Annotated in this window: 19 protein-coding genes; 12 read left to right on the top strand and 7 right to left on the bottom strand. The window is 68.2% G+C overall.

What is annotated here, in order from left to right; genetic code table 11:
• Positions 1-4: 4 nt before the first annotated feature.
• Together ALTAJ2_RS00875 and ALTAJ2_RS00870 are read left to right on the top strand one after the other, a co-directional pair.
• Positions 5-622 carry a hypothetical protein gene (locus ALTAJ2_RS00875; RefSeq protein WP_007108759.1) on the top strand — a complete coding sequence of 206 codons (618 nt, stop codon included), beginning with the start codon at positions 5-7 and terminating at the stop codon, positions 620-622.
• A 109-nt stretch (positions 623-731) separates the two neighbouring features.
• The gene (locus tag ALTAJ2_RS00870) at positions 732-3,572 is read left to right on the top strand and encodes a DEAD/DEAH box helicase (RefSeq protein WP_050031407.1); all 2,841 of its coding nucleotides are present in this window, start codon (positions 732-734) and stop codon (positions 3,570-3,572) included.
• Positions 3,573-3,880: 308 nt separating this feature from the next.
• Here the strand turns inward: ALTAJ2_RS00870 and ALTAJ2_RS00865 are convergent, their stop codons facing one another.
• Positions 3,881-5,104: a polysaccharide deacetylase family protein gene (locus ALTAJ2_RS00865; RefSeq protein WP_007108761.1), complete on the bottom strand. Its 1,224-nt coding sequence runs from the start codon at positions 5,102-5,104 to the stop codon at positions 3,881-3,883.
• A 442-nt stretch (positions 5,105-5,546) separates the two neighbouring features.
• Here ALTAJ2_RS00865 and ALTAJ2_RS00860 point away from each other — a divergent pair, with 442 nt between their 5' ends.
• The 4 genes from ALTAJ2_RS00860 (at position 5,547) to ALTAJ2_RS00850 (ending at position 8,029) form a co-directional block, all read left to right on the top strand.
• On the top strand, positions 5,547-6,281 hold the full coding sequence (locus ALTAJ2_RS00860) for a protein sorting system archaetidylserine decarboxylase (protein WP_049900252.1): 735 nt from the start codon (positions 5,547-5,549) through the stop codon (positions 6,279-6,281).
• Between the two features lie 888 nt (positions 6,282-7,169).
• Positions 7,170-7,418, top strand: a complete 249-nt coding sequence (locus ALTAJ2_RS00855) for a hypothetical protein (protein ID WP_007108763.1) — start codon at positions 7,170-7,172, stop codon at positions 7,416-7,418.
• Positions 7,415-7,555: a hypothetical protein gene (locus tag ALTAJ2_RS19520; protein ID WP_007108764.1), complete on the top strand. Its 141-nt coding sequence runs from the start codon at positions 7,415-7,417 to the stop codon at positions 7,553-7,555. Before ALTAJ2_RS00855 ends, ALTAJ2_RS19520 begins: the two co-directional genes overlap by 4 nt.
• A gap of 201 nt (positions 7,556-7,756) precedes the next feature.
• Complete coding sequence (locus tag ALTAJ2_RS00850) at positions 7,757-8,029, top strand: hypothetical protein (RefSeq protein WP_049900254.1); 273 nt, start codon at positions 7,757-7,759, stop codon at positions 8,027-8,029.
• Positions 8,030-8,096: 67 nt separating this feature from the next.
• Here ALTAJ2_RS00850 and ALTAJ2_RS00845 read toward each other — a convergent pair whose 3' ends face one another.
• Both ALTAJ2_RS00845 and ALTAJ2_RS00840 read right to left on the bottom strand, forming a co-directional pair.
• Positions 8,097-9,023 carry a DMT family transporter gene (locus ALTAJ2_RS00845; RefSeq protein ID WP_007108766.1) on the bottom strand — a complete coding sequence of 309 codons (927 nt, stop codon included), beginning with the start codon at positions 9,021-9,023 and terminating at the stop codon, positions 8,097-8,099.
• 125 nt (positions 9,024-9,148) lie between these two features.
• A complete protein-coding gene (locus ALTAJ2_RS00840; RefSeq protein ID WP_007108767.1) occupies positions 9,149-9,514 on the bottom strand; it encodes a DUF7344 domain-containing protein in 366 nt (121 codons plus the stop codon).
• 275 nt (positions 9,515-9,789) lie between these two features.
• On the opposite strand from ALTAJ2_RS00840, the gene ALTAJ2_RS00835 reads away from it, so the two are divergent.
• The 3 genes from ALTAJ2_RS00835 (at position 9,790) to ALTAJ2_RS00825 (ending at position 11,382) form a co-directional block, all read left to right on the top strand.
• Positions 9,790-10,431 (top strand): ribonuclease H family protein, encoded by a 642-nt coding sequence (locus tag ALTAJ2_RS00835; RefSeq protein ID WP_007108768.1) that lies wholly within the window; start codon positions 9,790-9,792, stop codon positions 10,429-10,431.
• Between the two features lie 76 nt (positions 10,432-10,507).
• Positions 10,508-10,966, top strand: a complete 459-nt coding sequence (locus tag ALTAJ2_RS00830) for a DUF2240 family protein (RefSeq protein WP_007108769.1) — start codon at positions 10,508-10,510, stop codon at positions 10,964-10,966.
• Between the two features lie 23 nt (positions 10,967-10,989).
• A complete protein-coding gene (locus tag ALTAJ2_RS00825) occupies positions 10,990-11,382 on the top strand; it encodes a hypothetical protein (protein ID WP_007108770.1) in 393 nt (130 codons plus the stop codon).
• Positions 11,383-11,431: 49 nt separating this feature from the next.
• Here the strand turns inward: ALTAJ2_RS00825 and ALTAJ2_RS00820 are convergent, their stop codons facing one another.
• Together ALTAJ2_RS00820 and ALTAJ2_RS00815 are read right to left on the bottom strand one after the other, a co-directional pair.
• The gene (locus tag ALTAJ2_RS00820) at positions 11,432-12,091 is read right to left on the bottom strand and encodes an HAD family hydrolase (protein ID WP_007108771.1); all 660 of its coding nucleotides are present in this window, start codon (positions 12,089-12,091) and stop codon (positions 11,432-11,434) included.
• Between the two features lie 103 nt (positions 12,092-12,194).
• A complete protein-coding gene (locus ALTAJ2_RS00815) occupies positions 12,195-12,563 on the bottom strand; it encodes a methylglyoxal synthase (protein ID WP_007108772.1) in 369 nt (122 codons plus the stop codon).
• Positions 12,564-12,712: 149 nt separating this feature from the next.
• On the opposite strand from ALTAJ2_RS00815, the gene ALTAJ2_RS00810 reads away from it, so the two are divergent.
• The 3 genes from ALTAJ2_RS00810 to pyrF all read left to right on the top strand — a co-directional run bounded on the left by ALTAJ2_RS00810 (position 12,713) and on the right by pyrF (position 14,910).
• Entirely contained in the window at positions 12,713-13,513 is an 801-nt protein-coding gene (locus ALTAJ2_RS00810; RefSeq protein ID WP_007108773.1) for a class I SAM-dependent methyltransferase, read from the top strand.
• Between the two features lie 85 nt (positions 13,514-13,598).
• Complete coding sequence (locus ALTAJ2_RS00805; protein WP_007108774.1) at positions 13,599-14,018, top strand: VOC family protein; 420 nt, start codon at positions 13,599-13,601, stop codon at positions 14,016-14,018.
• Positions 14,019-14,112: 94 nt separating this feature from the next.
• Entirely contained in the window at positions 14,113-14,910 is a 798-nt protein-coding gene (pyrF, locus tag ALTAJ2_RS00800) for an orotidine-5'-phosphate decarboxylase (RefSeq protein ID WP_007108775.1), read from the top strand.
• Between the two features lie 256 nt (positions 14,911-15,166).
• Here the strand turns inward: pyrF and ALTAJ2_RS00795 are convergent, their stop codons facing one another.
• Both ALTAJ2_RS00795 and ALTAJ2_RS00790 read right to left on the bottom strand, forming a co-directional pair.
• Positions 15,167-15,424, bottom strand: coding sequence for a hypothetical protein (locus tag ALTAJ2_RS00795; RefSeq protein ID WP_049900255.1), 258 nt, complete (start codon positions 15,422-15,424; stop codon positions 15,167-15,169).
• Between the two features lie 29 nt (positions 15,425-15,453).
• Positions 15,454-15,633, bottom strand: a complete 180-nt coding sequence (locus tag ALTAJ2_RS00790) for a hypothetical protein (RefSeq protein WP_007108777.1) — start codon at positions 15,631-15,633, stop codon at positions 15,454-15,456.
• Between the last annotated feature and the right edge of the window lie 152 nt (positions 15,634-15,785).

The raw sequence follows: 15,785 nt of genomic DNA, 5'->3' as shown, positions 1-15,785 counted from the left end.
CGCGATGCGACTTCGAACACCCGCCGGCGAGCGGTCGAACGCGGCATCCGAATCGGAATCGACGGCTGCCGCCCCGTCCTGGAAGCGTCTCGGCGGACACCTCCTCACGGCGGTCGGCTTGCTCGTGTTCACCTACGCCGTCTTACGAGTGCTGGGGCCGCGGGACGACGTGCCCGTCCAGTCGGTCGACGATGTACGGGACGAAATGGAGGGCACTGTCCCCGCCGAACTCCGGGACCGAGCCGTCGACGCCGTGCCGGACGAGCGGTCGATCGACACCATCCGGAACCGAGCCGGGGCTACCGTTCCGGACGATATCACGGGCCTCACGATCGACGGCCCCGAGAGCGGGGCCTCGGAGACCGCTCCCGACGTCGAGCCCTCCGGCGACGCGACCGAGGGGAGTGCCGAACTCGAGGGGACGGCGACGAACACCGACGCGATCGCCGACGACCGGTCCGACGAGGAGGTCACCGAGCGAGCCTCGTCGCACGTCCAGACGGACCCGGCGGAGCCGGGCGAGATGACCGTCGACGAAGGGATCGTCGACGAACTCGTCGACACCGACGCCGAGGCCGATAACGATGCGGACGCCGACGACGACACCGAGGCCGAGGAGTGACGCCGCCGAACGCGACAGCGCTCGTCGGAATCCGGTTCCGACGCGAGTGAAGCCCCTCGAGATGCCGGAAACGTGGCGCTTATCCGCCGGTCGCTCCTAGCGCGTTCCGATGACCGACGGGGACGTCGCGGCGTTTACGCACCTCGGAGCGACGGTTCGTGGCGCACTCTCCGAACGCGGGTTCTCCCGACCGACGGCACCGCAACGACTGGCGATTCCGCCGCTGTCGGCCGGCGAGAACACGCTGGTGATCGCGCCCACCGGGAGCGGCAAGACCGAGACGGCGATGTTGCCCGTCTTCGATCACCTGGTTGCCGGAGACGGTCCGCCGGAGGGGTTCGGCGCGCTCTACATCACCCCGCTGCGGGCCCTGAACCGCGACATGCGCGACCGCCTCGAGTGGTGGGGCGAGTACCTGGATCTCGCGGTCGACGTCCGCCACGGCGACACCACCGACTACCAGCGGAGCAAGCAAGCCGAGGACCCGCCGGACGTGTTGATCACGACGCCCGAGACCGTCCAGGCGATGCTCACCGGCGAGCGGCTTCGGGAGGCGCTCGCGGACGTGTCCCACGTCGTGATCGACGAAGTCCACGAACTCGCCGCGTCGAAACGCGGCGCGCAGTTGGCGATCGCCCTCGAGCGGCTTCGGGATCTCGCCGGCCCGATCCAGCGGATCGGCCTCTCGGCGACCGTCGGCGACCCGGGGGAAGTCGGGCAGTTCCTCACGGGCGGCCGCCCCTGTGAAATCCGGGAGATCGACGTCGGGAGCAACGTCGACGTGACGGTGCGCGAACCCGAGGTCACGGCCGAAGACGAGCGGTTGGCGGGCGAACTGCTGACCGAAGCGGACACGGCCAGCCACGTCCGGCTGATCCGTGATCTGGTCGCCGATCACGAGTCGACACTGATCTTCGTTAATACGCGGCAGACGGCCGAAGCGCTGGGCTCGCGGTTCAAGGAACTCGACCTCCCGATCGGGGTCCACCACGGCTCGCTCTCGAAGGAGGCCCGGATCGATGTCGAGGATCGGTTCAAGGCCGGCGAGATCGACGGCCTGCTCTGTACCTCGTCGATGGAACTCGGGATCGACGTCGGACAGGTCGATCACGTGATCCAGTACAAGAGTCCGCGGCAGGTCACTCGACTCCTCCAGCGGATCGGACGGGCGGGTCATCGTCAGGACGCGGTCTCGAGCGGGACGATCGTCACGACGCGGCCGGACGACACGTTCGAGGCGCTGTCGATCGCTCGCCGGGCCCGCGACGGCGAGGTCGAACCGGCGGCGATCCACGAGGGCAGTCTGGACGTGGTGGCGAATCAGTTGCCGGCGATCGTCCAGAGTCGCGGGGACACCCCCGTCGACGAGGCCGTCGAGACCGTCACACGGTCGTATCCGTTCCGGAACGTGCCCGAAGCGACGATCCGCGAGATCATCGGAGAACTCGATCGTAACCGTATCCTGTGGTTCGACGAGGGCGAGGACCGCATCGAGACCACCGGCGGCACCTGGCAGTACGTCTACGCAAACCTCTCGATGATCCCCGACGAGGAGACCTACGAGGTCCACGACATCGCCTCGGGGGGCCAGATCGGGACCTTGGACGAGCGGTTCGTCGTCAATTTCGCCCAGCCCGGCGCGGTGTTCATCCAACGCGGCGAGATGTGGCGGATCGCCGAGATCGACGACGAGGAGGCTCGAGTCAAGGTCAGCCCGATCGAAGACCCCGCCGGCGAGGTGCCTTCCTGGATCGGGCAGGAGATTCCGGTCCCCGCCGCGGTCGCGGGTGAGGTCGGCGAGATCCGCGCCGTCGCGGAACCGCAGTTGGCCGCCGGGGCCGACGCCGCCGCGGTCGGCCGAGAACTCGCGGGCCGCTATCCCGCCGACGAGGACACGCTGACCGAGGCCTGCACCCAACTCGAGGCCCAGGTCGAGGGTGAGTCGCCGATGCCGACGGCCGAGCGGTTGGTCCTCGAGCGACAGGGGCGGACGATCGTGCTCAACGCGCCGTTCGGCCACACGGCCAACGAGACGCTCGGCCGGATGCTGTCGGCGCTGCTGGGCCAGCGGGCCGGTTCTTCGGTGGGTCTCGAGACCGATCCCTACCGGATCGAGCTCGAGGTGCCGAACTCGATCGCGACCAGCGAGATCATCGACGTGCTCGAGGAGACCGATCCCGATCACGTCGAAGCGATCGTCGAACTCGGACTCAAGCGCTCGGACGCGCTCGCGTTCCGGCTCGCACAGGTCTCGGCGAAGTTCGGCGCACTCAAACGCTGGCAGAGCAAGGGGTCGGGACGGCTCTCGAACGACCGGTTGCTCTCGGCGCTCGAGGACACGCCGATGTACGAGGAGGCGATCCGGGAGGTGTTCCACGAGGACCTCGATATCGAGCGCGCGAGTGCGGTGCTCGAGGGGATCCAATCGGGAGCGCTCGAGGTGGTGACCCACCGCGGCCGGACGCCGGTCGGGTTGGGCGGTCGGTCGTCGGGCGGCAAGGAACTGCTCGCGCCCGAAAACGCAGATGCGAGCGTCATCCAGACGGTCAAAGAGCGACTGCAGAACGACCGCGTCATCCTGCTGTGTACCCACTGCACGGAGTGGAAGGTGAAAACGCCGGTCAAACGAGTGGCCGACCAACCCGAGTGTCCCGACTGTGGCTCGACGCGGATCGCCTCGCTGAACCCGTGGGCCGACGAGGTCGTGCAGGCGGTCAGATCCCAGGCCAAAGACGCGGAACAGCGGGAGATGACCGAACGCGCGTTCCGAGCGGCGAGTCTCGTCCAGAGCCACGGGAAACAGGCCGTGATCGCCATGGCCGCCCGCGGGGTCGGTCCCCACAACGCCGCCCAGATCATCAACAAACTCCGCGAGGACGACGCCGAGTTCTACCGCGACATCCTCTCGAAGGAACGGGAGTACGCCCGAACGCAGTCGTTCTGGGACTGAACTGCCGGACGCACCCGTCTCCGGTCGCCCGACGACGCACGCCCTGCAGTTCCGCGGTCGCTGCGCTCTATAGTAGCAACTGAAACGATTTACACACTGATCGCAACGCTGTCGTGCGATCAGGTGTGCAATGACTTGCAGTGGCTACTATCGTTGAACGGCGGGACCGCCGGCCCGTCGACAGCCGGTCGTTACGCGACCGTCGCACTCCTGGCGATGGCATTCGGTTAGGTTCGAGGGTTCGCATCACGTTTCCGGCCGCTGTCTCGCGGTAGCGCCGGCGACGGCTCGAGCGGTGGGACAAGCCGTCAGTGAACGATCGTATCTTCGACGTCCGAGGGGAGGATCACCTCGAGTTCGCCGGCCGATTCGAGCTCGGCGAGGTAGTCGACCGTCTCCGCGAGCGTCGACTCGGCGTCGTCGTCGAGTTCGCCGAAGGCGAGCGACGTGATGCCGCCTCGTTCGGCGGTGAGGTCGAGTATCGAACGCGCCTCGTCGGCGTCGGGAGCGGTGACCCGCGAACAGAGGTACGGGTTCGCGGCGGCCCCCTGAGACGGGTAGCGCCCGGCGAACGCGAGGTCGTGGTGCGCCGTGACGGCCTCGAGCGTGGCCCTGTCGTACCGACCGTACGGGTACGAGAAGTACCGCGCGCCCGACTCGAACCCCGCGTCCTCGAGCCACGCCACGGCGTCGCTGACCTCCGTTTCGGGGTCGCGATCCGACGAGAGGTCGGTGAGGTCGGCCCCGTGTGCCGAGTGGCTTCCGATCGTCCAGCCGGCGTCGGCGAGTGCCGTCACCTGATCGCGAACGAGGTGCTCGCCCTCGTCGCCGTCGGCCTCGCGGATTCGCCCCGTCGTGAGGAACGATACTGCCGGGAAGTCGTACTCCTCGAGGATCGGGAGTGCGCGCGTGTAATCCGTCTCGTAGCCGCCGTCGAACTGGAGCATGACCTGCCCGGTCTCCGGCGCGTCGACGAATCGGAGGTCATCGACCCACACCGCCCCCTTGTCGTCCTCGCCCGTCCAGCGGATGATTTGCACCTCGCTCACGGCGCTCCAGTCCGGCTCGCCGTCGATAGTGTCGATTCCGAAGTTACACTGCACGAGCGACGTGTCGGTGTGGATGCGCTGCCGGAAGTCGATCCGGTCGCCGTCCTCGTCGAGCAACTGGACGACGATATCGGCCTGCTCCTCCGTCGCCAGCGCCAGCGCGGGACGGGTGCCCGAGAGATCGCGGGGCGTTTCGAGGTCCCGAACGACTCTGACCTGGTCGTCCCCGTCGCCCGACTCGAGCCGCGCGGATTGGGACCCGGTGTATGTTCGATCGGCGTCCGCCGAGAGGGTCCCGATCGGAACGTCCCACTCGCTGATGTCCTCGAAGTCGTCGAACGCGGTGACCTCCGCCCCGTCGTCGGACGCCGTTCCGTCCTCGGCGGACCCGTCCTCCGGGGTCTCGTTCTCTGCCTCTTCGGTGCTCGAACAGCCGGCGAGCGCGACCGCCGCGGCCGCGCCGAGATACGTTCGTCGGTTCATCGCTGGCGATCGCTTGCGACACGAAGCGGCCCATTGTTATGCTTAGTCACCAGCAGCCACGGCGGCTCTGTAGCGGCGGGAAAACCCGATCCGCGCGACCGCACCGCCGCGGGATGCGAGCGTCTTCGGTGCTGGGTCGGTCGCTCGAGCACGATCCTCGTTCGCCAATCGGCCCGCGACGGCGGAAGACGCGGGCTATCGGGACGGTACGGCCGGCCTACAGTCGCCGCTGTAACGAGTCCGCGGTGATCGCACGGCCCCCGTGCGAGCAGGCGACGGCGAGTCAGCGGCCACGATCGCCGGCCGGTCGGTCGGCGAACGGTCGCTATCCGTGGGGTTGGGCTCCGGATTCCGCGCCGACGGACTGCACGCGGTCGGCGTGCGAGCGACGCCGAGTGAGCGTTCCGTAACGGCCATACGATTCGATCCCGTCGATTCGGTCATGAACTTCGCGCCGGGGGCCTGGAAGTACGCCATCCTTCCCCTGCTCGCTGCCCCGTTCGCCATCTTCGTCAGCGTCACGGCGAGCCTCGTCGCGCTCGCGGTCGGTGCCGGGACGCTCGCGTTCTTTCGCGACCCCGAGCGCACCCCGCCGCCGACGGGCGTCGTCTCGCCGGCCGACGGCACCGTCTCCGTCCTCCGCGAGGAGGGCGACCGGGTCCGGCTCGGCGTCTTCATGAACGTCTGGCACGTCCACGTCGTCCGCGCCCCGTTCGCCGGCCGCGTCGCCGACGTCGAACATATCGCCGGCGCGAACCGCCCCGCCTTCTCGAAGGAGTCCGACCGCAACGAACGCGTCCACGTTCGCTTCGAGACCGACTCCCCGAACCTGCCGTCGACCGGCGAGGAGTCGGCGACGCTCGCGGACGACGGGGGCACGCCGGGAGCGGCGGAGACGCCGACCGCCAGCCCCGCCGAATCGGATTCCGACGCCGAGGTAACGCTGATCGCCGGCGCGTTCGCCCGCCGTATCCATCCCTACGCCGAGCGCGGCGACGGCCTCGAGCGCGGCGATCGAATCGGTCACATCGCCTTCGGCAGCCGCGTCGACCTGCTGTTTCCGCCCGCAGTCGACATCGATGACATCGCGGTCGAGACGGGCGATTCGATGACCGCCGGCGAAACCGTGGTGCTCGAGTCGCCGGCCGGGACCGGTCTCGATGACGGCCGTGCGTAGCGGCCGAGCGCTCGCCGTGTTTCTCCCCAGTTGATCGAGCGCGGGGCGGCGCTCGCTCGAGGCGAGCGATAAATTCCCCGCCGGAAACAGTCGCCATAAATAACAACGAGCCAACCATTGATGCGGAGACCACGTCTCCGAGAGGAACGTACGAAAACGCCCCGGGTGCTGGCACACCCGAGACTGGCTTCCAAATCCCCTAGCCTGAATTCCGGAAGCACGATTCCGTTCATTCTACCGAAATATAAACATCCCGTACGACCTTGCTGCGAAAGCCGAATCGACAGTTCCGATCAGCCCTCGCGCTGCCCGTAGCAGTCGCCGCGCCGCCTTCGACTCGAGGGATGGGCACGGTGGGTGACGGGTCCGACACGAGTGACGAAACTGACGGAGGCGATGACCGTGCTGCGAACGACGACAGTACGTGGATTCCGGCGGCATCGAACGGGTGGTGTCCTGAGCGGGACCGCTCTCGAGGAGGTGAGGCCGCCGCACGGAGACCCGTCTGGAGAAACCCATCGACCGGGGACCGACTCCTCGTCCAGCAGCCTCGAACCGAGCGATAAATTCCCCGCCGGAAACAGTAGGTATAAGTAACAACAGCCCAACCATTAACGCGGAGGCCACGTCTCCGAGAGGGGCGTACGAAAACGCCCCGGGTGTAGTAGCACCCGAGACTGGCTTCCAAATCCCACACGAGGGATTTCGGAAGCATGATTCCGTTCATTCTACCGGGATATAAACATCCCGCACGACAGCCGAATCGCCACCTCCGATTAGCCCCTGCGCTGTCCGCAGCAGTCGCCGCGGTGTCCGCGCTGTTCCCAGCCCGCTCCGTGCCGGTCCCAGCGGCCGTCGCGTCGCCGTCGGGCTCGAGGGGTGAGCGCGATGGGTGACGCGTCCGATGGGAGCGACGCCCTCGACGCGAGCGGCGGCTCCGACGGGGGCGACAAGCCCGATGCGAGCGACGACGGCTCGTGGTCGCGTCCCGAGTGTCCCAGTTGTGGCGAGCCCGTGACGTTCGTGACCGCCAGCGGCCCCCACACGGGATCGGTCAGCCCCTGTGGCTGCTCGGTCCCGCCCGGGCTGGTCTCGCGCACCCGCGGCGCGTCCGAGAGTGGCGGGCCGAACGAATGACCGTCCCTCTGAGCGAGCGCTCGCGGCGGTGTCCCGAGTGCGGCGCGGAGATCGCCCGGCGCGACCCGCTCGTCGGCTGGTGGCTCTGTGACGACTGCGAACTCGCGTTCGACGACGACGGCGAGCGGCTCACCTGACTGGCCCCGTCGCGGGCGCTTTCCCGTCCCCGACGACGACCGCGTAGCCGAGCGGCCGCGGATATCGTGGGAAACAGGATATTTACCGCGGGAAAGCTCCCGTTCACACCGCCCGACTGCGGGCCACTCGTGAGACGGCTCGAAACGGTGGGGCCGATATTTGCGTCGTCGCCGGCACGGGTGACACACCACGTGAGTTCGATGCCGAGCCCGTCCCCGTCCGAACAGCGGTCCGGCGAATCGAGTCCGCCGAGCGACCGCCGTGACGACGACCACGGCGCGCTCGAGCGCGCCGTGCCGGGACTCGCGTCCCCGATTCGCGCCGCGGGGTTCTGGACGGCCATCGCTCTGCCGGTACTCTACCTCCCCCTGCTCGCGACCGGGCTGTCGTCCTCGCTCGACTGCGTGGTGTTCCTCGGCTTGCTGGTTACCAACCTCCTCGCGCTCTACGTCGGCCACGCACATCGCCGGTAGCGGCGCGGTTCGCCGTCGGCTGGCCGCTCACCCGCTCCGGACCGCCCGGCGTCCCAACTCCGGCGGCTCACTCGCTCGAGCCGCGCGACCGGACGGTACCGACTTCCCGGCGAATCGCTCGCCGCTTGACGAGGAGGAAGCCGACGGCGATGAGGGCGAACCCGGCGAGCGTCGCGGTATCGACGACTTCGTCCAGGTAGAGCCAGCCGACGACCGCGGTGACGACCGGTGCGACGTAGGAGACCATGTTGATCTCGACGGCACCCAGTCGCTCGAGCAGGTCGAAGTAAATGAGGAAGCCGACCGCGCTCGCACCCACCGACAGGTACGCGAGCGCGCCGATCGCCTCGGGACTGGTCCACGCCGCCGGCTCGATCGGCTCGCCGATCGCGACGCTGACGAGGTGCATGACGAGGGCACCCCCGAGCATCGACCAGGCTTCCATCGTCTCGATCGGCAGCGAGGCGTCGAGCCGGCGGGTGAGGACGCTGCCCAGAGCGAACGCGGCCGCGGCACAGAAGACGAGCCCCTTCGCCACCGAGCCGGTCGTCAGGAGGTTAGCCGGATCGGGCTGGACGATGACGCCGACGCCGACCAGCCCGATGACGACGCCGACGATGCCGACCGGCGAGAGGGCGTCGGAGGGCATCAGCAGCCGCGCGAACCCGGTACTCAGGACCGGCGAGAGGCTCACCAGGATCGCCGCCGCCGCGGCCGTCGTGTTTTGCTGCCCGACGAACAGGAACGCGTGATAGGCCGCGATCAAGAGTACGGCCCCGACGGCGACCTGCGTCCACTCGAGTCGGCCGCGGGGCAGCCAGTGCTCGACGGCGTAGACCGCGTAGCCGAGCATCAGGAGGCCGGCGATATCGTAGCGCAGCGCCGCGAACAGGATCGGCGGAATGTAGGAGAGGCCGGCGCTGATCGCGACGAAGGCTGATCCCCACAACGTTGCGAGTATCAGGAAGAGTAACAGGTTTCGATAGCGGCTCACGAAGGCTATCTCGATAGAGGTCCCCTATGCGTTACGGTTCGAAGCGAACTCACCCGCACGGGGCGATCCGGGGCGACAGACGGGAGACGAACGACGGTAGTCGGGTCCGGACGACGGGGAGCAGCTCAGAGCGGGGGTCGTTCCCGGAGTTCGGGTTCGGCCTCGGTCTGTCTGAACTGCTCGAGCAGCGGTTTGATGTCCTCGAACCCCTCCGCCAGCACGATATCGCCGCTCCGCAGGTCGTACTCGATGATGTCGTAGTCCTCGAGCCGCGGCAGGTGGTTGTGAACCAGTGAGACGTAGACGCGCTGTCGCACCTCCTTGTCGATCGCGTCGGCGTGCGCGTCGAGTTCCCAGGCCGCGACCTGGGCGATGAGATCCTCGAGGTTCGCGGAGTGCTCGTCCGCGAGCTGGTAGAGGAGAAACCGGCGTTCTGACTCCGCGAGAAGGGAACAGGCCGCTTCCATCCGACTGGCGTTCGTCTGGCTCATATGTCGCTTTAGCACCCAGTGGTATTACTCCTACTGCCAACACAGATTGGGTCCGGACCGCCCGGTCGAAACGCGCAACCGTCCCGGACTCCATATTTGGCGTACAGAGCCGCTATCTGTGCTGCTTTCGGAACATCAGTTACTCGAGGCGACAATTCATTTCGGAGGACTGGTTACTGAATGAGATGGTTCCACACGGAGCACTCCCTAGAGCTACATTGGCATTTGTTATCGCGGACGACATAATTAAGTAGATAACCGGCCTACGGCCATCCATGGCCGCTCACGGCCGGCCCGCACTGCGGGATCTGTTCGACGAGTCGCCCACGCCTCACATCGCCCATCCCCCGCGGACCCACCACCGTGACTTCTACGTCGCTACTGACGGGTCCTTCCGCGGCTCGAGCGGTGGGCTGGGTGCCGTTATCGAAACGCGCGACGGCACTCGCGTCGCACGCGTCGCGACCGCAGACACGCCGCCGGACAACAACGTTGCGGAGTACCGCGCCCTCCACCTCGGACTCGACGTCCTCGCCGCGCGAGCGCCGCGAGACGCCGACGTCGGCGTCCTCATCGACCACGACGCGCTCGCCAGTAACGTCAACAGCGCCATCCTCGCGACACAGCACCCGGACGGGAAGTCGCCGCGGCCGGTCTCCGTCCCGACCGCGACGGAGTACCACTGGCGCGGGATTCGAGCCCGGCTCAGCGGCTTCGACGAGGTGCGGGCCGCACGGATCGACAGCGATCAAAACCCCGCCCATCCGCTCGCGAACGCGCCGACCCAGTACCGGCACGTCAATCGCGAACCCGATCGCTGTGTCCTCCCCGAAGCCCCGAAGCCCAGCGCCGGCGAGTTCCCGCCGCCGTCCCGAGCCGACCGCAACAGCGGTGGCGGCGGTCGCGCCTCCGACTGATCGCCGTCGGCACCCTCCCGACCGCGGCCGGGCGGAACCGTCATCGTTTTCTCACCGCTCGAGGAAGTCGACGCCGATGAGCCTCCGCGTCGCGGTCGCCGCCCCGTTCATCCAGAACGGCACCCGTCGCCTCAAGGAAAACGAGTTCGTCGTCGCCCTCTCGCTCGATCGGGACTGGTTTTCTCCCGATCAGGCCACGCGGCTGATCGACGTCGCCACCGGCGAGGGACTCCTCGAGCGCGACGACGACGGGCTCGCGGTCACGTTCGATCCCGGCGAGGTGACGGTGCCGGAGGACTTCGCCCCCGACGAGGACCTCCTGCGGGAACGCTCGGCGTTCGAACGCGTCCTCGATTCGCTGGTCGCCGAGGGCACGGAGAAACAGGAGGCGGTCGGCGCGATCAACACCCTCCAGCAGGAACTCGGGCTGACCATCGAGGCAGCCGCGGTCGTCTACGCCCGCCGCGAGGGAGTCGACGTCGACGAACTCGCCCCGGTCGCCAGGGAAGCCGTCACCGACACCGAAGACGGTTAGTCTCGCCGTCCCGACCGGCAGGTATGGTCGAGGAACGGATCACCGACGGTCGCCGGATCGCCGAACTCCTCTCGAGCGAGGTCGACGGCCGCGAGGACGGCGAACTCGCGGAGTACGCCGTCACCAACGCCGATCGGGACGTCGAGCCGACGGCCGACGGCGCGCGCGCCTACGACATGACTCGCCGCGACGAACGCATTGCTCGTGTCTTCGTACACGATGACAGAGCCCACCTCGAGTTCGAGGCGGGACAGGACATCGCGGCAGCGGCGGCAGCCGATGTCGACCTCAGGGTACGGCCGAAGGCGACGCAGCCGCCGAAAACGCTCGTCTTCGTCGAGAGCGGGGCTGCAGTCAAGCGAACGACGGACGTGTTACAGACCGTGAGCCGCCGGCTCGAGGAACGCGACGCGTAGCCGCCGTCTCGCGAGCGGTGGCGCGTGCCGGGTCGTGGCGGCTAGCACGTCAGTCGAGCGCCGCGACGATCCCCGGCAGCGTCGCCGCGATGTCCGCCTGCTCGACGTGGGCGGCGGCGCGGGGATCGGGATCGGGACCGTCCGCGAGCAGCACCTGAATCGCCCGCAACCCGGCCTCGGTCGCGCCCCGCACGTCGGCCTCGACCTCGTCGCCGACGTAGACCGCGTCGCCGGGCGCGACGCCCAATTCGTCGGTAATCGCCGCGAACGCTCGCGGGTCGGGTTTGCCGGCCTCGAGTTCACCCGTTACGAGCGCGGCGTCGAAGGCGTCCTCCCAGCCCAGCGTCTCGAGTTTGTGCCGCTGGGCGCGGACCGGGCCGTTGGTGAGCAGCCCGACACGGTACGCATCGCGGAACTCCGCGAGCATCGCTTCGACGTCCGGCAGCGGCTCGAGGGCGTCGGCGATCGTCTCGCGGTAGGCCGTCGCGACGGCGGCCGGATCGGCGTCGCTCTCGCTGTCCGCGAGCAGGTCGGCGAAGATCGGCTCGCGCGTCTCGCTGGTGAGGTTTCGGCGGTGGGCCTCGAGGTACGACTGCCGGGTGAGCGACGGCGCACCGGTCGCGGCCGTGGCTTCCTCGAGGAGGGTCGCCCGATCCCGTCGCGGGACGGCGAGCGTGTAATCGAGATCGAAGACGACCGCTCGTGGCATGGGTACGACAGGGGGCTCGAGCCGGTTGAAGCTATCCCTTCCGTCCGCTCGGTCATCGCCCGCGGGCGTGTCGGTCCCGCTCGGGCGACGAGACGGCGACGGGCTACTCCGCCAGCCCCTCGATGAGGAACTCCGCGGACGCGAGGTTCGTCGCGAGCGCCGTGTCGTGGACGTCGCAGATCCGGAGCAGCGCCGAGATATCGGGCTCGTGGGGCTGGGCTCGCAGCGGATCGCGGAGGAAGACGACGCCGTCGAGGATCCCCTCCGCGACCTCGGACCCGATCATCAGGTCGCCGCCGAGCGGTCCCGACTCCTTGCGTTCTATCTCGAGGCCGGTCTCGTCTATCAGCCGCTGTCCCGTGGTCCCGGTCGCGATCAGATCGTACGCTCGCAGCTGTGTCTCGTGTGTCCGTGCGAAGTCGATAAGGTCCGCTTTCTTCTCGTCGTGGGCGATGAGCGCGACGCGCGTCATACCCGTCCCTCATTCTCGGGGGAGATAAGCGCTACTCCGGACCGAGCGCGGTCGGGTGCGCCGGCGGTCCTCGAACCTGGCATTCGATGCCGGCCGAAAGCAGTTCGAATCAGCTACCTATTTTTGTTCGTGGCGACTGAGCAGTGGGTATGACAGACCCGACCGAATCCGGGGAGCAATCGGCGAGACACGTCTGGTCGGCCGGTCGCTATCCCGCGATGGCACCGAACATGCTGCCCGCCATCGCACGGCTGATCAACGTCGCCGGCATCGATCCGGGCAACCGCGTCCTCGACGTCGGGTGCGGGACGGGCAACGCCGCACTGACTGCCCGCCGAGCGGGCGCGGCGGTCGTCGGCCTCGACCTCGCCCACGACATGCTCGACCTCGCCCGCGAAAACGCAAGCCTCGCGGGGTACGACGACATCACCTGGCTCGCCGGCGACGCCGAAACGCTGCCCGTCCCCGACGACGCGTTCGACGTCGTCCTCTCGAACTTCGGCCACGTGTTCGCGCCGGACTCGACCCGCGCCGGGGCGGAACTTCGCCGCGTGACCAAACCCGGCGGTCGGGTCTGTTTCACTGCCTGGTCGCCCACCGGCGTCGTCGGGGACCTCACCGAAGTCCTGACCGATCACGTCGCCGACTCGCCGAGCGACCCGTGGTCCCACCTCGAGTGGGGCGACCCCGACTTCGTCCGCGAGCAGTTCGCCGGCGTCGCGGACTGCTCGTTCCAGCGTCGGCTGCTCGAGTTCCGGTACGCCACGCCCCATCACTTCTGGCGCGAGTTCGCCGAGGAGTCCGGCCCGCTCTCGCCCGTCCTCCGGCGGATGGACGACGACGACGCCCGGGCCGCGCTCCGCCGGGACGCCGTCGCCGCGCTCGAGGACTGGTTCGGGGACAACGCCGTCCGCGTCGAGTACCTCCAGGTCCGGGCCGTCGTCGAATGAACGGAGGTGCGAGAGGGTCGCCATCGCCCGCCCGCGGGCGGCGCAGCCGGAAGCGTTTTTCCGGCGCGCTCGTACCACCGGAGTGATGACGGCTCTCAGCGCACACCACGTCGGTCTCACCGTCGCCGACCTCGAGGAGACGCTCGCGTTCTACCGGGACGTGCTCGACCTCTCGGTCATCGATCGGTTCAGCGTCGGCGACGAGGCCTTCGCCGACGCCGTCGACGTCGACGGTGCCAGTGCCGAGTTCGCGCATCTCGAGGCGGACGGGACCAGGATCGAACTCGTCGAGTACGACCCCGAAGCGCGGGGCTCCCCGGCAGCGGGGCTCAATCAGCCGGGCGCGTCACACGTCGGCTTCGCCGTCGACGATCTCGCGTCCTTCGCCGAGCACCTTCCCGAGGACGTGCCGACGATCAGCGAGCCGCGGACGACCGAGAGCGGGACCACGATCATGTTTCTGCGCGATCCCGAGGGAAACCTGATCGAAGTCCTCGAAGCGTAACGCGGCTCGATCCGACCGGGGCCGTCAACGGGGTACCCGTGCGGTCGGCCGAGCGGATAGCAACCTTTTCGACCGTCGCGGGGCCAGTCCCGCCATGAACTTCTTCGACCGACTGCACGACCGCATTCGAACGGTCGACAGCGTCGTCTCCGTCGGGCTCGACCCCGACCCGTCGCGCATCCCCGACCACCTGCAGGAACACGACCTCCCGCGGTGGGCGTTCAACCGCCGTCTCATCGACGCGACGCACGACCACGCCGCCGTCTTCAAGCCGAACGCGGCCTTCTACGAGGATCCGGACGGGTGGGCCGCGCTCGAGGAGACGATCGCGTACGCCCACGGGAAGGACGTGCCGGTCCTGTTAGACGCCAAGCGGGCCGATATCGGGAACACGACCCGTCAGTACGCGCAGTTACTCGCAAAAGCCGACGCGATCACCGTCAACCCCTACATGGGCCGGGACTCGCTGCAGCCGTTCCTCTCGAACGAGGAGGCCGGCGTCTTCGTCCTCTGTCGGACCTCCAACCCGGGCGGGGCCGACATTCAGGACCTCGAACTCGAGACGGGCGAACCGGTCTACGAGCGGGTCGCGGCGCTGGCCGATCGCTGGAACGAGAACGACAACGTCGGGCTCGTCGTCGGCGCGACCCAGCCGGCGGAACTCGAGGAGTTGCGCGAACAGGTGCCTGAGCTGCCCTTCCTCGTGCCCGGCATCGGCGCACAGGGTGGCGACGCCGAGGCGGCGGTCGAGTACGGACTGGCCGACGGCGTCGGGTTAGTCAACTCCTCGCGCGGGATTATCTTCGCAGGGGAAGACGACGGCGAGGAGTTCGCGAGAGCGAGCGCGCAGGCCGCAAAGCGGCTCAAGAAGCGGCTGAATCGGTATCGGTAGCGAACGCACGCGACCCCGACTACGCGCCGCAGAGCGGCTGAGCCGTCGACATCGTCACTGTGATCTCGACGTCCGTAATCCGAACCGTGAACTGCAGGCAGGACTGCTCGTCTCCCTGCTCGAGGAGCGAATCGCCGGCGGCTGACGGACATAGTGTGCGTTCTGTAGGGGAAAATAAAGGTATGGGTTTCGGCCCGCGAACGCGTTTCGTCCCGTTTACCGCCCCGTTCCCCGACCGGTCCGCTCGTCGCGGAACTCAGCGGTTCCCGTGTTCCGTATCGACCACCTTCCCAGCGATCCGGCCGTCGACGACCCGACCGACGATCTCGACCGTCACCGGCTCCGGCGGTGGCCGTTCCTCGAGTCCGTCCAGTCCCTCGACGACGGCGATGGCCATTGGACTGTCGTCGTTCGGATGCTCGGCGACGAGCCGGCCGTCGCGCTCCTCGAGTCGGAGGCGATACGTCTCGCCGACGCCGAGCGCTTCGCCGAGCAGGTCACGGATCGCGGGCACCGGGTCGGTGTGGTCGGCCGGGCGACGGCTCACAACCGGTTGATCTCGACGTCGTCGTTCCCGGGACCCGGCTGGGCCTGCGAGGCGCAGTCAGCACACAGGCCCGCGGTTTCCTCGAAGTGTACCTCGCACGCGAGCGTGCCGCAGTTGGAACACCGTTCCTGGGCGGGTCGGGATTCACAGATCTGACAGAGGCCGCTGACGCTCATACCGCCCGTAGGACCTCGAGCGTCTTGAAACCGGCCCCGGAATGCGTCCCTGGTTGGTGTCTCACCGCCGACGCGAGGAGAGCCGAGCATGGTTCGACGGCCGGTCCCGTCGGCGAGCCGCCGTTTTCGTATCGACGCGTAGCACTCCCGTG

Source organism: Natrinema altunense, assembly GCF_000731985.1.
In the GTDB taxonomy this organism is placed as follows: Archaea; Halobacteriota; Halobacteria; order Halobacteriales; family Natrialbaceae; genus Natrinema; species Natrinema altunense.
This window is presented reverse-complemented; position numbering and strand designations above follow the sequence as displayed.

Coding starts and splice junctions, on each gene's coding strand:
- ALTAJ2_RS00855 (WP_007108763.1), top strand. CDS start 7,170: ATGGGTGACGCGTCCGATGGGAGCGACGCCCTCGACGCGAGCGGCGGC.
- ALTAJ2_RS00870 (WP_050031407.1), top strand. CDS start 732: ATGACCGACGGGGACGTCGCGGCGTTTACGCACCTCGGAGCGACGGTT.
- ALTAJ2_RS00850 (WP_049900254.1), top strand. CDS start 7,757: ATGCCGAGCCCGTCCCCGTCCGAACAGCGGTCCGGCGAATCGAGTCCG.
- ALTAJ2_RS00835 (WP_007108768.1), top strand. CDS start 9,790: ATGGCCGCTCACGGCCGGCCCGCACTGCGGGATCTGTTCGACGAGTCG.
- ALTAJ2_RS00825 (WP_007108770.1), top strand. CDS start 10,990: ATGGTCGAGGAACGGATCACCGACGGTCGCCGGATCGCCGAACTCCTC.
- ALTAJ2_RS00865 (WP_007108761.1), bottom strand. CDS start 5,104: ATGAACCGACGAACGTATCTCGGCGCGGCCGCGGCGGTCGCGCTCGCC.
- ALTAJ2_RS00840 (WP_007108767.1), bottom strand. CDS start 9,514: ATGAGCCAGACGAACGCCAGTCGGATGGAAGCGGCCTGTTCCCTTCTC.
- ALTAJ2_RS00805 (WP_007108774.1), top strand. CDS start 13,599: ATGACGGCTCTCAGCGCACACCACGTCGGTCTCACCGTCGCCGACCTC.
- ALTAJ2_RS00820 (WP_007108771.1), bottom strand. CDS start 12,091: ATGCCACGAGCGGTCGTCTTCGATCTCGATTACACGCTCGCCGTCCCG.
- ALTAJ2_RS00830 (WP_007108769.1), top strand. CDS start 10,508: ATGAGCCTCCGCGTCGCGGTCGCCGCCCCGTTCATCCAGAACGGCACC.
- ALTAJ2_RS00810 (WP_007108773.1), top strand. CDS start 12,713: ATGACAGACCCGACCGAATCCGGGGAGCAATCGGCGAGACACGTCTGG.
- ALTAJ2_RS00875 (WP_007108759.1), top strand. CDS start 5: ATGCGACTTCGAACACCCGCCGGCGAGCGGTCGAACGCGGCATCCGAA.
- pyrF (WP_007108775.1), top strand. CDS start 14,113: ATGAACTTCTTCGACCGACTGCACGACCGCATTCGAACGGTCGACAGC.
- ALTAJ2_RS19520 (WP_007108764.1), top strand. CDS start 7,415: ATGACCGTCCCTCTGAGCGAGCGCTCGCGGCGGTGTCCCGAGTGCGGC.
- ALTAJ2_RS00790 (WP_007108777.1), bottom strand. CDS start 15,633: ATGAGCGTCAGCGGCCTCTGTCAGATCTGTGAATCCCGACCCGCCCAG.
- ALTAJ2_RS00815 (WP_007108772.1), bottom strand. CDS start 12,563: ATGACGCGCGTCGCGCTCATCGCCCACGACGAGAAGAAAGCGGACCTT.
- ALTAJ2_RS00860 (WP_049900252.1), top strand. CDS start 5,547: ATGAACTTCGCGCCGGGGGCCTGGAAGTACGCCATCCTTCCCCTGCTC.